Source organism: Cellulosimicrobium sp. Marseille-Q8652, assembly GCF_965112045.1.
Genome location: NZ_CBCOPS010000002.1, coordinates 1,999,044 through 2,014,208 on the forward strand (window position 1 = coordinate 1,999,044; position 15,165 = coordinate 2,014,208).

Annotated in this window: 13 protein-coding genes; 5 read left to right on the forward strand and 8 right to left on the reverse strand. The window is 73.1% G+C overall.

Annotated elements, in window-relative coordinates; translation table 11 throughout:
- Positions 1 to 8 precede the first annotated feature (8 nt).
- On the forward strand, positions 9 to 1,748 hold the full coding sequence (locus ACWPWV_RS19035) for a DUF885 domain-containing protein (RefSeq protein WP_454044448.1): 1,740 nt from the start codon (positions 9 to 11) through the stop codon (positions 1,746 to 1,748).
- Between the two features lie 3 nt (positions 1,749 to 1,751).
- Positions 1,752 to 2,672 (forward strand): AEC family transporter, encoded by a 921-nt coding sequence (locus ACWPWV_RS19040; RefSeq protein ID WP_454044449.1) that lies wholly within the window; start codon positions 1,752 to 1,754, stop codon positions 2,670 to 2,672.
- Between the two features lie 131 nt (positions 2,673 to 2,803).
- Here ACWPWV_RS19040 and ACWPWV_RS19045 read toward each other — a convergent pair whose 3' ends face one another.
- Together ACWPWV_RS19045 and ACWPWV_RS19050 are read right to left on the reverse strand one after the other, a co-directional pair.
- Positions 2,804 to 3,307, reverse strand: coding sequence for a DUF3885 domain-containing protein (locus tag ACWPWV_RS19045; RefSeq protein ID WP_454044450.1), 504 nt, complete (start codon positions 3,305 to 3,307; stop codon positions 2,804 to 2,806).
- A gap of 310 nt (positions 3,308 to 3,617) precedes the next feature.
- Positions 3,618 to 4,070 carry a hypothetical protein gene (locus ACWPWV_RS19050; protein WP_454044451.1) on the reverse strand — a complete coding sequence of 151 codons (453 nt, stop codon included), beginning with the start codon at positions 4,068 to 4,070 and terminating at the stop codon, positions 3,618 to 3,620.
- 158 nt (positions 4,071 to 4,228) lie between these two features.
- Here ACWPWV_RS19050 and ACWPWV_RS19055 point away from each other — a divergent pair, with 158 nt between their 5' ends.
- A complete protein-coding gene (locus ACWPWV_RS19055; RefSeq protein ID WP_454044452.1) occupies positions 4,229 to 4,912 on the forward strand; it encodes a Maf family protein in 684 nt (227 codons plus the stop codon).
- Between the two features lie 183 nt (positions 4,913 to 5,095).
- Positions 5,096 to 6,898 carry an acetyl/propionyl/methylcrotonyl-CoA carboxylase subunit alpha gene (locus tag ACWPWV_RS19060; RefSeq protein WP_454044453.1) on the forward strand — a complete coding sequence of 601 codons (1,803 nt, stop codon included), beginning with the start codon at positions 5,096 to 5,098 and terminating at the stop codon, positions 6,896 to 6,898.
- A gap of 39 nt (positions 6,899 to 6,937) precedes the next feature.
- Here the strand turns inward: ACWPWV_RS19060 and ACWPWV_RS19065 are convergent, their stop codons facing one another.
- Together ACWPWV_RS19065 and ACWPWV_RS19070 are read right to left on the reverse strand one after the other, a co-directional pair.
- A complete protein-coding gene (locus ACWPWV_RS19065) occupies positions 6,938 to 8,302 on the reverse strand; it encodes an MFS transporter (protein WP_454044454.1) in 1,365 nt (454 codons plus the stop codon).
- A 56-nt stretch (positions 8,303 to 8,358) separates the two neighbouring features.
- On the reverse strand, positions 8,359 to 9,609 hold the full coding sequence (locus tag ACWPWV_RS19070) for an MFS transporter (RefSeq protein WP_454044455.1): 1,251 nt from the start codon (positions 9,607 to 9,609) through the stop codon (positions 8,359 to 8,361).
- 287 nt (positions 9,610 to 9,896) lie between these two features.
- Here ACWPWV_RS19070 and ACWPWV_RS19075 point away from each other — a divergent pair, with 287 nt between their 5' ends.
- Positions 9,897 to 10,259: an NUDIX domain-containing protein gene (locus ACWPWV_RS19075; RefSeq protein WP_454044605.1), complete on the forward strand. Its 363-nt coding sequence runs from the start codon at positions 9,897 to 9,899 to the stop codon at positions 10,257 to 10,259.
- A gap of 14 nt (positions 10,260 to 10,273) precedes the next feature.
- On the opposite strand, the gene ACWPWV_RS19080 is transcribed toward ACWPWV_RS19075, so the two are convergent.
- The 4 genes from ACWPWV_RS19080 to ACWPWV_RS19095 all read right to left on the reverse strand — a co-directional run bounded on the left by ACWPWV_RS19080 (position 10,274) and on the right by ACWPWV_RS19095 (position 15,146).
- Positions 10,274 to 11,335, reverse strand: coding sequence for a TIGR03842 family LLM class F420-dependent oxidoreductase (locus ACWPWV_RS19080; protein ID WP_454044456.1), 1,062 nt, complete (start codon positions 11,333 to 11,335; stop codon positions 10,274 to 10,276).
- 46 nt (positions 11,336 to 11,381) lie between these two features.
- The gene (gene hydA, locus ACWPWV_RS19085) at positions 11,382 to 12,818 is read right to left on the reverse strand and encodes a dihydropyrimidinase (protein ID WP_454044457.1); all 1,437 of its coding nucleotides are present in this window, start codon (positions 12,816 to 12,818) and stop codon (positions 11,382 to 11,384) included.
- A 64-nt stretch (positions 12,819 to 12,882) separates the two neighbouring features.
- The gene (locus ACWPWV_RS19090; protein WP_454044458.1) at positions 12,883 to 13,719 is read right to left on the reverse strand and encodes a nitrilase-related carbon-nitrogen hydrolase; all 837 of its coding nucleotides are present in this window, start codon (positions 13,717 to 13,719) and stop codon (positions 12,883 to 12,885) included.
- Positions 13,716 to 15,146 (reverse strand): aminotransferase class III-fold pyridoxal phosphate-dependent enzyme, encoded by a 1,431-nt coding sequence (locus ACWPWV_RS19095; protein ID WP_454044459.1) that lies wholly within the window; start codon positions 15,144 to 15,146, stop codon positions 13,716 to 13,718. Before ACWPWV_RS19095 ends, ACWPWV_RS19090 begins: the two co-directional genes overlap by 4 nt.
- Between the last annotated feature and the right edge of the window lie 19 nt (positions 15,147 to 15,165).

Genomic DNA, 15,165 nt, shown 5'->3' on the forward strand with positions numbered 1-15,165 from the left:
TCTGCGGCGTGACCGACACCACCCCTTCCGGTAACCCTGCCGCCGCTCCCGCCGTGACCCGCGAGCCGACCGCGATCGACGCCGTCGCCGAGGCCTACACGACACGTCTCGCGGAGCTCGACCCGTTCCAGGCGACGGCGATGGGCCTCACCGGGTACGACCACCTGGTGACCGACCTGTCCCCCGCCGGCCACGAGGCCCGCGCCGAGGCGGACCGCGCGGTGCTGCGCGAGCTCGACGGCCTCGAGCCCGTCGACGACGTCGACCGCGTGACCCTCGCCGCGATGCGCGAGCGCGTCGGGCTCCAGCTGGAGCTGCACGAGGCCGGCGAGACGCTCGCGAGCCTCAACAACATCGCGTCGCCCGTGCAGGAGCTGCGCGACGTGTTCGACCTCATGCCGACAGGCACGGTCGAGGCGTGGGAGAACGTCGCGGCCCGCCTCAACGGGCTGCCGAGCGCGGTCGACGGGTACATGGCGTCGCTCGCCGAGGCCGCGTCGCGCGGCGACGTCGCCGCGATCCGCCAGGTCCGGATCGGCGTGCAGCAGTCGCGCGAGCTCGCCGACGCGCAGACCTCGTTCTTCACGACCTTCGTCCAGGGCGAGGAGGCCGCGGCGGTCCTCGACGACTCCTCGGCGTGCTCGCTCGTTCGCGCCGAGCTCGAGCGCGGTGCCGCCGCGGCGCGCGAGGCGTACGGGCGGCTGGCCGACTTCCTCGAGACGACGCTCGCCCCGCAGGCGCGCACCGAGGACGCCGTCGGGCGCGAGCGGTACGCGCTGCTCTCCCGGACGTTCCTCGGCGCCGAGGTGGACCTCGACGAGACGTACGCGTGGGGGCTCGAGGAGCTCGCGCGCGTCGTCGCTGAGCAGGAGGAGATCGCGCAGCGGATCGCGGGCCCCGGCGCGAGCGTCGAGGACGCCGTCGCCGCGCTCGACGCCGACCCGTCCCGCACGCTCACGGGCACCGACGCCCTGCGGTCCTGGATGCAGGAGACCTCGGACGCCGCCATCACGGCGCTGAACGGCACGCACTTCGACATCCCCGCGCCGGTCCTCGACCTCGAGTGCATGATCGCGCCCACCCAGACCGGCGGGATCTACTACACGCCGCCGAGCGACGACTTCTCGCGCCCCGGCCGCATGTGGTGGTCGGTCCCCGCCGACGTCACGGAGTTCAACACGTGGCGCGAGAAGACGACGGTCTTCCACGAGGGCGTCCCCGGCCACCACCTCCAGTGCGGCCAGGCGGTGTACGCGCGGGCCACGCTCAACACGTGGCGCCGCCTCGCGTGCTGGGTCTCCGGACACGGCGAGGGCTGGGCCCTGTACGCGGAGCGCCTCATGGCCGACCTGGGCTTCCTCGAGGACGACGGCGACCGGCTCGGCATGCTCGACGCCCAGCGCATGCGCGCGGCGCGCGTCGTGCTCGACATCGGCGTCCACCTCGGCCTGCCGGCGCCCGAGGAGTGGGGTGGCGGGATCTGGGACGCGGACAAGGCGTGGACCTTCCTCAGGGCCAACGTCAACATGCCCGAGTCCTTCGTGCGCTTCGAGCTCGACCGCTACCTCGGGTGGGCCGGCCAGGCGCCGTCGTACAAGGTCGGCCAGCGCCTGTGGGAGCAGACCCGCGACGCGGCCCGCGCGGCCGCCGAGGCTCGCGGGGAGACGTTCGACGTCAAGGCGTTCCACGAGCGCGCGCTCAACCTCGGCTCCGTCGGTCTGGACGTGCTGCGCGGCGCGCTGGCCTGACGCGTGACGGACGTCCTGGTCGGCTTCGCGATCATCGCCGTGGTCGTCGCGGCCGGGTACCTGTGCGCGCGGCTGCGCATCGGGGGCCCGGACGCGAGGACCGCGCTCAACCAGGTGGGCTTCTTCGTCGCGAGCCCGGCTCTCCTGTTCACGGTGCTCGCGCGGGCCGACGTCGCGGCGCTCGTCCAGGCGCCGCTGGCGGTCGCGGCGGTGGGCGCCGTCGTGGCCGCCGGCGTGTTCGTCCTCGCGAACCGCCTGTGGCTGCGCCTGCCCGCGCCGGAGGCCACCGTCGGCGCCGTCGGCTCCGGCTACGTGAACGCGAACAACATCGGCCTGCCCGTCGCGGTCTACGTGCTCGGCGACGCGACCGCCGTCGTGCCGGTCATCCTGCTGCAGCTGCTCGTCCTCGCGCCCGTCGCCCTGCTCGTCCTCGACGCGACGACGAGCGGCCGGATGTCGTGGCGCTTCGTCCTCGCGCAGCCCGTGCGCAACCCGATCATCCTCGGGTCGGCCGCGGGCGCCGTCGTCTCGCTGACGGGCTGGACCCCGCCGGTCGCCGTCATGGCGCCGCTGGACATCCTCGGCGGCGCGGCCATCCCGATGATCCTGCTCGCGTTCGGGATGTCGCTGCACGGGACCCGGCCGCTGCGGCGCGGCGAGGCGCGCGCGGCGGTCTGGGTCGCGAGCGGCGTCAAGCTGCTCGTCATGCCGCTCGTCGTCTTCGTCGTCGCGCGGTACGCCTTCGGGTTCGACGACGCCGCGGTCGCCGCCGCGGTGACGCTCGCCGCGCTGCCGTCGGCCCAGAACGTCTACAACTACGCGGCGCGGTTCGGCCGCGGCGAGATCCTCGCGCGCGACACGATCCTCGTCACGACGCTCGCGTCACCCGTCGTGCTCGTCGTCGCGGCCGTGCTGCTGTCCTGAGGAGTACTCACGGTCACGAGCATGACTGATCGGCCGGTGAGCCACCCTGGGTACCTCTGTGCGTTCTGCGGCGAACCGACCGAGGACGCTCCTCGCTACCTCAGCCTTGACGCTCCGGGCCGCTGGTTGGTTCAGAGTCCGCCTGGATACGACGACAGCCAGTCGGCGTGGCGCCCTCTCAGGGCGTCGCGTTCGACCGTGCTCGGGAGCAGAACGTCGGTTCCGCCGCCGTACGGGCAGTAGAGCCACGAGAGATCGTGAGCGCCGATGACGATGTGAGACTGGCCGTCTGCTGCCCTGAGCAGGAGTGCCTCGATCTCCTGCTCTGACAGATCTGACGTTGCCCAGAGGTAGCTCTGGCCGTCGTCGCCGTCTGGATCGCTGATCCGCCAGGGCCAAGCCCCTGGCAGGTGACGCTTCGACCAGCCCGCGGCCACGTCCCGCCAGTCCCAGTCGACGCCGATCACGTGCAGGCCGTTCCAGACGCGGGAGTCGGCAGAGCCGAGCAACTCGTGCAGGACGGTGCGATGCCGTCGCAGGATCTCCTCGTCGTCGGTCGCGTTCTCCGCGTATCGCCTCGACTCGCTCAGGCTGTGAAACCGGACCCACCGGTCGGGGTACTCGACCCGCACCATGTGACTCAGCGGCTCCACAGCGGGCCACCTGCGCTCCCACATAGCGGTGAGTCGCACCGCACGCGCACTGACCTCTCCTCGTGTGAACGCGCCATGGCGCCCTCGCAGGAGCCGCCAGAGGCTCGCCACTGCACCACGCGCTCCCATGACCCTGAACTCAAGCCCGGAGCGAAGCAGATCGAGCGCTGGCGGCGGACGCATGGGCGGGAGCGTAGCGGCCCTCGGCAAGCCAGCCCATCACTCCAGACGATCACGCACACGCCCCTGCCAAGAGCACCGCGAGCCTCACCCGGAATGACGGAGACGCGCCCTAGCCGGCTCCCATGTCAAAGACCACCCAGCGGCCGCCCTGCTCCACGAGCAGGACGGCCCAGGTGACTGGCTCCCCGTTCGTCATCGAGCTGTCGGCCTGTTCGGGCGTGAATGTCAGGTTCACCGCAGCGGTGTTCGCCTCGTCGTACGCAGTTCCTGTGCCCGCATCATCGACCGTCGCGCCGATGGTCGCCTCGGTCAGGTACCCGTGGGCCAGCCAGGTCCGTTCCAAACTGTCGAGGAAGCCCGACGTCGTTATCTCTGCGACGAGCTCCGCATCGCGGTCGTTGACGGCGTCGACGACCGCTTGGACCACCTGGGCCGGCTCGGCATCGGCGGCTGGTGCGGCGACGAGAGAACCGGCGGGTACCCCCGCACAACCGCCCAGGGCCGCACCACCGAACACCACTGCGATGGCAACGCTGCAGCGCCCCGATGCGAACCTCGACATGCTCGGACTGTAGCGGAGCGGGTGGCAGTGATGGCTGCGGTCGGTCCCCGGCGAGACGATGCCACCGCTCACCCCGCTCCGGCCCGACGACTGGGCATCGGACCACTGACACGGCTGTCGGCAGCTCGTGGCACCAGCGCGGCGGGTAGTCTGCGCGGGTGCTCCGACTCGTGCTCGCCTCGCGCTCCCCTGCCCGCCTGACGACCCTGCGCTCGGCCGGCGTGGACCCGGCGGTCCGCGTGTCCGACGTCGACGAGGACGCCGTCCTGCGGGACGCGGCGGAGCGCTACGGCGACCTCGCCCCCGTCGACGCCGTGCTCGTGCTGGCGCGCGCCAAGGCCGAGGAGGTCGCGCGCGTCCTCGACGCCGAGGCCGGCGCGGACGACGCCGTGGACGGAGCAGCTGCCGACGGTGCCGACGCCGACCTCCTCGTCGCGTGCGACTCGATGCTCGAGCTCGACGGCGACATCCTGGGCAAGCCGCGCGACGCCGACGACGCGCGCGAGCGGTGGCGCGCGATGCGCGGACGCGCGGGCGTGCTGCACACCGGCCACTGGCTGGTCGACCTGCGCCACCACGACGACGGCGGCACCGGAGCGACGCTGGGCGCGACCGCCTCGACGACCGTCCACTTCGCCGACCTGACCGACGCGGAGATCGACGCCTACGTCGCGACGGGCGAGCCGCTGCACGTCGCCGGGGCGTTCACCGTCGACGGGATCGGCGGCCCGTACGTCGAGCGCATCGAGGGCGACCACCACAACGTCGTCGGCATCAGCCTGCCGCTCGTCCGGGAGATGCTCGACGAGGTCGGCGTGGCCTGGCACGAGCTCCGCGGCTGAGCCCTCACGAGCGCGCGGAGTTGTCGGTGCCGGACAACCTCGTGTCGCGCGAGGCTCCCGTACGGGGATCGCTATGGAGGTTTCCTCCAACCACCCCGGACGCGCCTTGGCCGCATCTCCAATCTTGTCCGGTACCGGGCGCCGGAGCGTGATCGGCGGTCCGGCCACGCGTTACCGTGAGCCGTGCCCGCGAACCCCTCCCGCCCCCTGACCAAGGTCCTCATCGCGAACCGCGGCGAGATCGCCGTCCGGATCGCCCGCGCGTGCGCCGACGCCGGCGTCGCGTCGGTCGCGGTCTACGCGGACCCGGACCGTCAGGCCCTGCACGTGCGCGTCGCCGACGAGGCGTTCGCGCTGGGCGGCGCCCGCGCGGCCGAGACCTACCTCGACGTCGACAAGCTGCTGGACGTCGCGCGGCGCTCCGGTGCCGACGCGGTGCACCCCGGGTACGGCTTCCTCGCGGAGAACGCCGGCTTCGCGCAGGCCGTGATCGACGCCGGTCTCGTGTGGATCGGCCCGCCGCCCGCCGCGATCGACGCGCTCGGCGACAAGGTGAGCGCGCGCCACATCGCACAGCGCGCCGGCGCGCCGCTCGTCCCGGGCACGTCCGACCCCGTCGCCGACGCGAGCGAGGTGCACGCCTTCGCGGCCGAGCACGGCCTGCCGATCGCGATCAAGGCCGCGTTCGGCGGCGGCGGCCGTGGCCTCAAGGTCGCGCGCGTCGCGGAGGAGATCGACGAGCTCTACGAGTCGGCGGTCCGCGAGGCCGTGGCCGCGTTCGGGCGGGGCGAGTGCTTCGTCGAGCGCTACCTCGACACCCCGCGCCACGTCGAGACGCAGTGCCTCGCCGACGAGCACGGCACCGTCGTCGTGGTGTCCACGCGCGACTGCTCGCTCCAGCGGCGGCACCAGAAGCTCGTCGAGGAGGCACCCGCGCCGTACCTCACCGCCGAGCAGGAGGCCGAGCTCTACAAGGCGTCCGAGGCGATCCTGCGCGAGGCCGGGTACGTCGGTGCGGGCACGTGCGAGTTCCTCGTCGGCGCCGACGGCACCATCTCGTTCCTCGAGGTCAACACGCGTCTCCAGGTCGAGCACCCCGTGTCCGAGGAGATCAGCGGCATCGACCTCGTGCGTGAGCAGCTGCGCATCGCCGCGGGCGAGCCGCTCGGGTACACGTCCGTCGCCACGCGGGGGCACTCGATCGAGTTCCGCATCAACGGCGAGGACCCGGCCGCGAACTTCCTGCCCGCGCCGGGCCGCATCTCGACCCTGCGCTTCCCGTCCGGTCCGGGCGTGCGCGTCGACTCGGGCGTCGTCGAGGGCGACACGATCTCCGGCGCGTTCGACTCGATGATCGCCAAGGTCATCGTCACGGGTGCCACGCGCCGGCAGGCGGTCGAGCGGTCGCGCCGCGCGCTGCGCGAGCTCGAGATCGAGGGCATCCCGACCGTCGTCCCGTTCCACCGCGCCGTGCTCGACGCCGAGGCGTTCGTGCCCGCGGGCGACGGGCCGTTCCGCGTGCACACGCGCTGGATCGAGACCGAGTTCGCCGACACCCTCGCCTCGCTGGCGCCGGCGTCCTCCGCGACGTCGGACGACGAGGGCGACGAGGCCCCGGCCACCGAGCGCGTCGTCGTGGAGGTCGGCGGCAAGCGGCTCGAGGTCGTGCTCCCGGCCGGGCTCGGCATGGCCGCCGGTCGCGCCCGCAGCGCGAACGCCGCGCGTCGTCCCGCCCGCCGTGCCGCGGCGCGCTCCAACGGAGGCTCGTCCAGCACGACCCTGGCGTCGCCGATGCAGGGCACGATCGTCAAGGTCGCGGTCGAGGACGGGGTCCAGGTCGCCGAGGGCGACCTCGTCGTCGTGCTCGAGGCGATGAAGATGGAGCAGCCGCTGCTCGCGCACCGCGCCGGGACGGTGCGGTCGCTCGTCGCGAGCGCCGGGGCGAGCGTGAGCGCCGGCACCGCGATCTGCGAGATCGTCGACTGAGGCGCCTCCCCGCGCGTCCCGGACGTGGCGGGGCGGACGTCAGTCGCGGTCGCGGCTCGCGGTGACGGCCGCCGGCTCGGCGACCGCGTGCTGCCCCGCGGCGCGCATCGCCCGACGTCCCGACGGCAGGGCGACGGCGACGGCGATGACGGCGAACATGAGGATCCCCGAGACGACGAGCAGCGACTCGACGGTGAAGCGGTCCGCGAGGGGACCGAAGACGACCATGCCGAGCGGCATCGACACCGCCATGACGATCCCGACGAACCCGAAGACGCGCCCCTGCCGCTCCGGCTCGACCGTCTCCTGCAGGATCGTCATCGACGTCGTCGAGAACGGCGGCACCGCCAGGCCCAGCAGGAACATGAAGGTGAAGAACACCCACATGTTCGTCGAGAGCCCCATCGCGACGGACAGGATCCCGAAGACGAACGTCGCGCCGACCATCATCGCGATGCGGTTCTTCAGCCCTCCCCACGTGGCGAGGAGCACGCCGCCGAGCAGCATGCCGACGGAGAAGGCGACCTCGTTGACGGTCAGCTTCCACACCTCCTCGCCGAACGAGCGGGCGACCATGAGCGGCGTGAGGTACGACGGCGCCACGATGAGCAGGAAGATCGCCGCGTAGAGCCCGAGGACCCACCGGACGAACGCGTGGGAGCCGAGGTACCGGAACCCCTCGACGAGGTCGTCGAAGTACCCGGCGCGGTCCGCCCCGGCGCGGGCGTGCGCGAGCGTCGGGACGGGGACGAGCAGGAGCAGCCCGATGCCGATCGCGGCGGTGACGACGTCGACGAAGAACACGGCGACGAGCGACGCGCTCGCGTAGACCGCTGCCGCGACGGCCGGGGCGAGCAGCATCATGGCGGACTGGATCGACTGGTTGATGCCGTTGACACGCAGGAGCTTGCTCGTCGGCACGATCTGGGGCAGGAGCGCCGCGACCGCCGGGGTCTGGATGCCCGCGCCCGTCGAGCGGATCGCGAGCGCGGCGTAGATGAGCCACAGGTCGTCGGAGCCCCCGAGCATGAGCAGCGCGAGCGCGAGGGTCGTGAGGGCGATCGTCGCGTCGGCCGCGACGATGAGCACCTTGCGGTTGACGCGGTCCGCCCACACGCCGCCGAAGATGGACACGACGGCCTGCGGGAGGAAGCCGAAGAGCGTGCTCAGCGCGAGCACCGAGCCCGACTTCGTCTCGATGGTCAGGTGCCACAGGACCGCGTACTGCACGAGCATCGACCCGAACAGCGAGACGGTCTGGCCCGAGAGGAAGACCGCCGCGTCGCGCCGCCAGCGGGGCAGCGCGGCGACGTCGTCGGGCACGTCGCCCGCGGGCTCGGGGGTCGTGCCGTCGGCGGGGTGGTCGCCCGTGGGCGCGTCGTTCTCGTACGGCGTATGACTCACCCGGACATCCTCGCCCGAGCCACCGACACCGGTCCACGACTTTCCCTGACCTGTGCCTACCGCGTGGGCGACGCGGCCGGTCCTGCCTCGCCGGCGTGGGCGACGTTCGTCAGCTGGCGCCACACGAGCGCCAGCGTCAGTCCCGCCCCGGCGAACGCGAACCAGAACGGCGCGGTGATCCCCCACGCCTCGGCGAGGATCCCGCCGAGGAGCTGCCCCACGACGACCCCGCCGTACACGCAGACCATGTAGGCGGCCGAGACGCGCCCCTGGAGCTCGGTCGGCACCGCACGCTGGCGCACGGTGCTCGACACCGTCCCCCACACGAACGCGTAGAGCCCGAACACGCCCATGAGGACGATCGCGACCGTGCCGGACGTGGTGAGCGCGAGCGCCGCGTGCATGAGCACCTCGAGCGTCAGGCACGCGCGCATGAGGGTCGCGAGGCGCACGTGCCGCTCGAGCCACCCGTAGCAGCCGATGGCGACGATCCCCCCGACGGCCGACGCCGTGGTGAGCAGCCCGAACCCGACCTCGCCCATGGCGAGGTGGTCGATCGCGTACTTGACGAGGACCGCCCACGGCGCGGCCCACGTGATGTTGAAGGCGAGGATGACGAGCGCGAGGGTGCGCACCGGCGGGTTGCCGAGGATCCAGCGCACGCCCTCGGCGATGTCCTGGCGCACGTGGGTGCGGCTCTCGCGGACAGGACCGGGCGTCGTCGCGATGCGCGCGACGAGCAGCACCGCGAGGAGGATGCAGACCGCCTGCACGACGAACGGCCAGACCATCCCGGCCGCGAAGAGGAACGCGCCGACCGGTGGCCCGACGAGCTGGTTGCCCACGAGGAAGCCTGCCTGGAGGCGCGCGTTGCCGGTGCCGAGGTCCCGACGGTCGACGAGCATCGGCAGCAGCGTGCTGGCCGTCGTGTCGACGAAGACCTCGGCGACGCCGAGGCAGAAGAGCGCGGCGAGCACGACGCCGATGCCGACGCGCCCCGTGGCGACGAAGGCGCACAGCACGCCGACGACTCCCGCCCGCGCGAGGTTCGCCCCGACGACGAGGAGGCGCCGGTCGACCCGGTCGGCGATCGCACCGGCCCACAGCCCGAAGAGGAGCCACGGCAGCCGCTGGACCAGCGCGGCGAGCGCGACGAGGAACGCCGATCCCGTCTGCGACTGCACGAGCAGCGGGCCGGCGGCGAGCGCGATCCCGTCCCCGATGTTGCTCGTCCACGACGACCCGACGAGCCAGCGGAAGCTCGTCCCCATGCGCCGCGGGACGACGACCTCCACGACCCGGCCCATGCCCCGTCCTTCGCTCACAAGGGGCAGAGCCTACGTGCCCGCGCGACCACCGCGGCGCGCCGTCGGCGGGACGCTCGCGTCCGGCGCACCACCGCCTGGCAGCATGGCACCGTGACGATCCCCACCGCCCCGCGACCCGGGCGACCCCGCGCCCCGTCTCCCGCCATCTGCAGCCCGGCGACGGGTGGGTCGAGTGCGCGTGCGGCCGGCGGCACTGGGGTCTGTTCGGCGCGGCAGGGCTGCTCCTCGCGCGCCGCGGCGCGGACGGCCGGGCGCGCGACGTCGTCCTGCAGCACCGCGCGCCGTGGAGCGACCAGGGCGGGACGTGGGGCGTGCCGGGCGGCGCCGTCGGGCCCGACGAGACGCCGGAGCAGGGCGCGCTGCGCGAGGCGCACGAGGAGGCGGGCATCGACCCGGACACCGTGCGCGTCCTCGGGGAGCGCGTGCTGGACCACGGCCCGTGGCGCTACACGACCGTCGTCGCCGAGGTGGCCGACGGAGCCGACCTCGCACCGACCGCGACCGACGCCGAGAGCGTCGAGGTGCGGTGGGTCCCCGTCGACGACGTCGCGGGGCTCCCTCTGCTCCCGGCCTTCGCCGACGCGTGGCCGCCGCTGCGCGCCCTGCTCGACGGCTCGCCGCAGGCCTGACGCGCCGCTCCCGACTACACCCGCGCCGGTCCGAGGTCGCGCACCGCGGGACCGATCGTCTCGCCGTACGCGCGCAGGGTCTCGTCCTTCGCGTCGTGCTGGAGGTAGACCGCGAACTGGTCGACGCCGAGCGCGGCGAGCTCGCGCAGGCGCTCGACGTGCCTCTCCGGCGGACCGACCAGGCAGAACCGGTCGACGATCTCGTCCGTGACGAACGCCGTGTGCGAGTTCCCGGCCCGGCCGTGCTCGTTGTAGTCGTAGCCGTCGCGCCCGGCGACGAACGCCGTGAGGGCGGCGGGGATCGACACGCCCGCGGACTCCTCCGTGCCGCCCGGACCGTAGCGCGCGACGATCTCGGCGACGTGGTTCCCGACCATCCCGCCGAACCAGCGGCACTGGTCGTAGGCGTGGCGCAGCACGCCGTCCGTGCCCGACGCCGCCGGGTCGGTCACGTACGCGGGCGCGGCGACGCAGATGCTCACCGCGTCCGGGTCGCGGCCCGCGCGCTCGGCGGCAGCGCGCACCGCGGCGACCGACCAGGCCACGACGTCGGGGTCCGCGAGCTGGAGGATGAACCCGTCACCCACCTCGCCCGCGAGGGCGAGCGCCCTGGGCCCGTACGCGGCGACCCAGACCGGCAGCCGGGAGCCGGGGCTCCACGGCAGCCGCAGCGTCGCGCCGCGGTACTCGACGGCCTCGCCCGACGCGAGACCCCGGATGACGCGGATCGCCTCGCGGAGCTCGGCCAGGGTCACGGGGCGCCCGTTGATGACGCGCACGGCGGAGTCCCCGCGCCCGATCCCGCAGATCGTCCGGTTGCCGAACATCTCGTTGAGGGTCGCGAAGAGCGACGCCGTGACCGTGACGTCGCGCGTCGCGGGGTTCGTGACCATCGGTCCGACGGTGACCCGGTGGGTGGCCGAGAGGATCTGGGAGTACACGACGAACGGCTCCTCCCACAGCAGGTGCGAGTCGAACGTCCACACGTGGCTGAACCCGTACGTCTCCGCCTGGCGGGCGAGGTCGACGACCCGCCACGCCGGCGGGTCGTTCTGCAGCACCACTCCCAGGTCCACGCGTCCTCCTCGATCGGTCCCGGCGCGGCCGCGCCCGGCGACGCCCTCAGCGCAGGTAAGCCGACAGCCCGCGCCGCAGGAACTGCCCGTGACCGGGGCTCCCGTGGTACGCGCCGTCCTCCACGAGGACCCGGCCGCGCGACATGACGACGTCGACGTGCCCGTCGACCTCGAACCCCTCCCACGCGGAGTGGTCCATGTTCATGTGGTGCGTCGTGTCGTACCCGATCGAGGTGTGCCCGGCCGGGTCGTAGACCACGACGTCGGCGTCGGCACCCGGCGCGATCACGCCCTTGCGGCCGTCGAGGCCGAACATGCGCGCCGGCGTCGTGCAGCACAGCTCGACCCAGCGCTCGCGCGAGATCTTCCCGTCGACGACGCCCTGGTAGAGCAGGTCGAGCCGGTGCTCGACGCCGCCGATCCCGTTGGGGATCTTCGAGAAGTCGCCGCGGCCGAGCTCCTTCTGCTCCTTCATGCAGAACGGGCAGTGGTCGGTGCTCACGACCGACAGGTCACCGGTGCGCAGGTACCGCCACAGCTCGTCCTGGTGGCCCTCGGCGCGCGAGCGCAGCGGGGTCGAGCACACCCACTTCGCGCCCTCGAGGTCGCCCCACTCCTCGCTGCGCGCCGCGAGCTGCTCCTCGAGCGACAGGTAGAGGTACTGCGGGCACGTCTCGCCGAACACGTTCCACCCCTCGCCGCGGGCCCGCGCGAGCGTCTCGACGGCCTGCTTCGCGGACATGTGCACGACGTACAGCGGTGCGCCCGTGAGCCGCGCGAGCATGATCGCGCGGTGCGTCGCCTCCTCCTCGGTCTCCCACGGCCGCGTGGTGCCGTGGAAGAACGGGCCGGTGTCGCCGCGGTCGAGCGCCTGCCGCACGAGCACGTCGATCGCGATGCCGTTCTCGGCGTGCATCATGACCACGGACCCGTTGTCGCGCGCCTTCTGCATGGCCCGCAGGATCTGCCCGTCGTCGCTGTAGAGCACGCCCGGGTAGGCCATGAAGAGCTTGAAGCTCGTGATCCCCTCGTCGACGAGCTCGTCCATCGCCTTGAGGGCGTCGTCGTCGACGCCCCCGAGGATCTGGTGGAAGCCGTAGTCGACGGCGCACCGCCCGGCGGCCTTCTCGTGCCACGCGGCGAGCCCGTCCTGGACGCGCTCGCCGGTGCGCTGCACCGCGAAGTCGACGATCGTCGTCGTGCCTCCCCACGCCGCGGCGCGCGTCCCGGTCTCGAACGTGTCGGACGCGTGGGTGCCCCCGAACGGCAGCTCCATGTGCGTGTGACAGTCGACGGCGCCCGGGACGACGTACTTGCCCGTCGCGTCGACGACGCGCTCGGCGTTCCTGGCGAGGTCGGCGCCGAGGCTCGTGTCCCCGGGCCGCAGCAGCGCGGCGACCTGCTCGCCGTCGACGAGCACGTCGGCGAGCGTCGAGCCCGTGGGCCCGACGACGGTTCCTCCGCGGATCAGCGTGTGCGGCATCGCGTGGTCTCCTCTCGAGCGGTGCGGGTCGGTGCGGCCGTCCGGTCGTCACGCGCGCCGGCGGTCACGGCCGGGTGAGGTCGTCGTACGCGTCGGGCCGGCGGTCGCGGTAGAACTGCCAGCGGTCGCGCACGACCCGGAGCAGGTCGAGGTCGAGGTCCCGCACGACGAGCTCCTCCTCGTAGGCGTCGGCCGTGTCCCCGACGAACGACCCCTCGGGGTCGACGAAGTACGACGTGCCGTAGAAGTCGTCGTCGCCGAGGTCCTCGACGCCCACGCGGTTGATCGCGCCGACGTAGTACTCGTTGGCGACGGCGGCGGCGGGCTGCTCGAGCCGCCACAGGTAGTTGGACAGCCCGCGGCTCGTCGCGCTGGGGTTGAGCACGATCTCCGCGCCGTTCAGCCCGAGCGCTCGCCACCCCTCGGGGAAGTGCCGGTCGTAGCAGATGTAGACGCCGACGCGCCCCACCGCGGTGTCGAACACCGGGTAGCCGAGGTTGCCGGGGCGGAAGTAGAACTTCTCCCAGAACCCGCGCACGTGCGGGATGTGGGTCTTGCGGTACTTGCCGAGGTAGCGCCCGTCGGCGTCGATCACGGCGGCGGTGTTGTACAGGACGCCCGGCTGCTCCTCCTCGTACACCGGCAGCACGACGACGGTCCCGAGCTCGGCCGCGAGCGCCGAGAACCGCTCGACCGTCGGCCCGGGGACGGACTCGGCGTACGCGTAGTACGCGGCGTCCTGCACCTGGCAGAAGTACGGGCCGTAGAACAGCTCCTGGAAGCACACGAGCCGCGCGCCCTGGTCGGCGGCGTCGCGCAGGTGCTTCTCGTGGACGTCGATCATCGACTCCTTGTCGCCGGTCCAGCGGACCTGCGTGAGTGCGGCGCGCACGGTGGTCATGACCCCTCCTTCGTCCTGGGCTTCCCGATGTGGTCGTCGGCGACGTCGAGCGCCGCGTCGATCGCGGCGAGGCCGTGCTCGAGGTCGTCGGCGGACGTGACGAGCGGCGGCGCGACGTGCAGGCGGTTGAAGTGGACGAACGGCCACACGCCGCGCTCCTTGACCGCGGCGACGACCGCCCCCATCGGCGCGGCGGCGGGTCCGCTCGCGTTGAACGGGACGAAGGGCTCGCGCGTCTCCCGGTCGCGCACGAGCTCGACCGCCCAGAAGAACCCGAGCCCGCGCACCTCGCCGACGGACGGGTGCCGGGCGGCGATCTCGCGCAGCCGCGGACCGACCAGGTCGTCGCCGAGGCGGCGGACCCGCTCGAGGATCCGGTCGTCCTCGAACGTGCGGATCGACTCGACCGCGACGGCGCACGCCAGGGGGTGGCCGGAGTAGGTGAGCCCGCCCGGGAACACGCGGTCGTCGAAGGTCCGCGCGACGTGCTCGGCGATGAGGACGCCGCCGAGCGGCACGTACCCGGAGTTGACGCCCTTGGCGAAGGTCACGAGGTCGGGCACGACGCCCCAGCGGTCGACGGCGAACCACTCCCCGACCCGGCCGAAGCCGACCATCACCTCGTCGGTGACGAGCAGGATCCCGTGCTCGTCGCACAGCGCGCGCACGCCCGCGAGGTAGCCGTCGGGCGGGACGAGAACTCCGTTCGTCCCGACGACCGTCTCGAGCAGGATCGCCGCGATCGTCCCGGGCCCCTCGAGGGTCACGACCTCGCGCAGGTGCACGAGCGCGCGCTCGCCCTCCTCGGCGTCGTCGCGCGCGCCGAAGGCCGAGCGGTACGTGTACGGGCCGAGGAAGTGGCGCACCTGCGGGTCGGGCGCGACCTCGTTCGGCCAGCGTCGCGGGTCGCCCGTGAGGGTGATCGCCGTGCCGGTGTTCCCGTGGTACGACCGATAGGCGGAGAGCACCTTGGCGCGTCCTGTGTGCAGGCGTGCGAGCCGCACCGCGTTCTCGACGGCGTCCGCGCCGCCGTTCGTGAAGAACACGCGCCACGGACGGTCGCCCGACGCGTCGCCGCCCGCCGAGCCCGCCGAACCCGGCGCGCGCTCGACGAGCAGCCGCGCGAGCTCTCCCCGGACGTCGTTCGCGAACGTGGGGCCGACCGTCGCGAGCCGCGCCGCCTGCGCCTGGATCGCGGCGACGAGGCGCGGGTGCTGGTGGCCCAGGTTGAGGTTGACGAGCTGGGACGCGAAGTCGAGGTAGCGGTCGCCGTCCTCGTCCCAGAACCACGCGCCCTCGCCGCCTGCGACGGGCAGCGGCGAGATCGCGCCCTGGGCGGACCACGAGTGGAAGACGTAGCGGTCGTCGGCGCGCGTGCGCGAGACCGACCGCGCCGTCGCCCCGTGCGCGAGGTCCTCCGTCGTCACGCGTCCCTCCTCTCCGGTC

What these genes read in the sequence shown, in the direction of transcription:
- ACWPWV_RS19045 (WP_454044450.1), bottom strand. Translation starts at nt 3,307, where the DNA reads ATGGTGCGGGTCGAGTACCCCGACCGGTGGGTCCGGTTTCACAGCCTG.
- ACWPWV_RS19050 (WP_454044451.1), bottom strand. Translation starts at nt 4,070, where the DNA reads ATGTCGAGGTTCGCATCGGGGCGCTGCAGCGTTGCCATCGCAGTGGTG.
- ACWPWV_RS19070 (WP_454044455.1), bottom strand. Translation starts at nt 9,609, where the DNA reads ATGGGCCGGGTCGTGGAGGTCGTCGTCCCGCGGCGCATGGGGACGAGC.
- hydA (WP_454044457.1), bottom strand. Translation starts at nt 12,818, where the DNA reads ATGCCGCACACGCTGATCCGCGGAGGAACCGTCGTCGGGCCCACGGGC.
- ACWPWV_RS19090 (WP_454044458.1), bottom strand. Translation starts at nt 13,719, where the DNA reads ATGACCACCGTGCGCGCCGCACTCACGCAGGTCCGCTGGACCGGCGAC.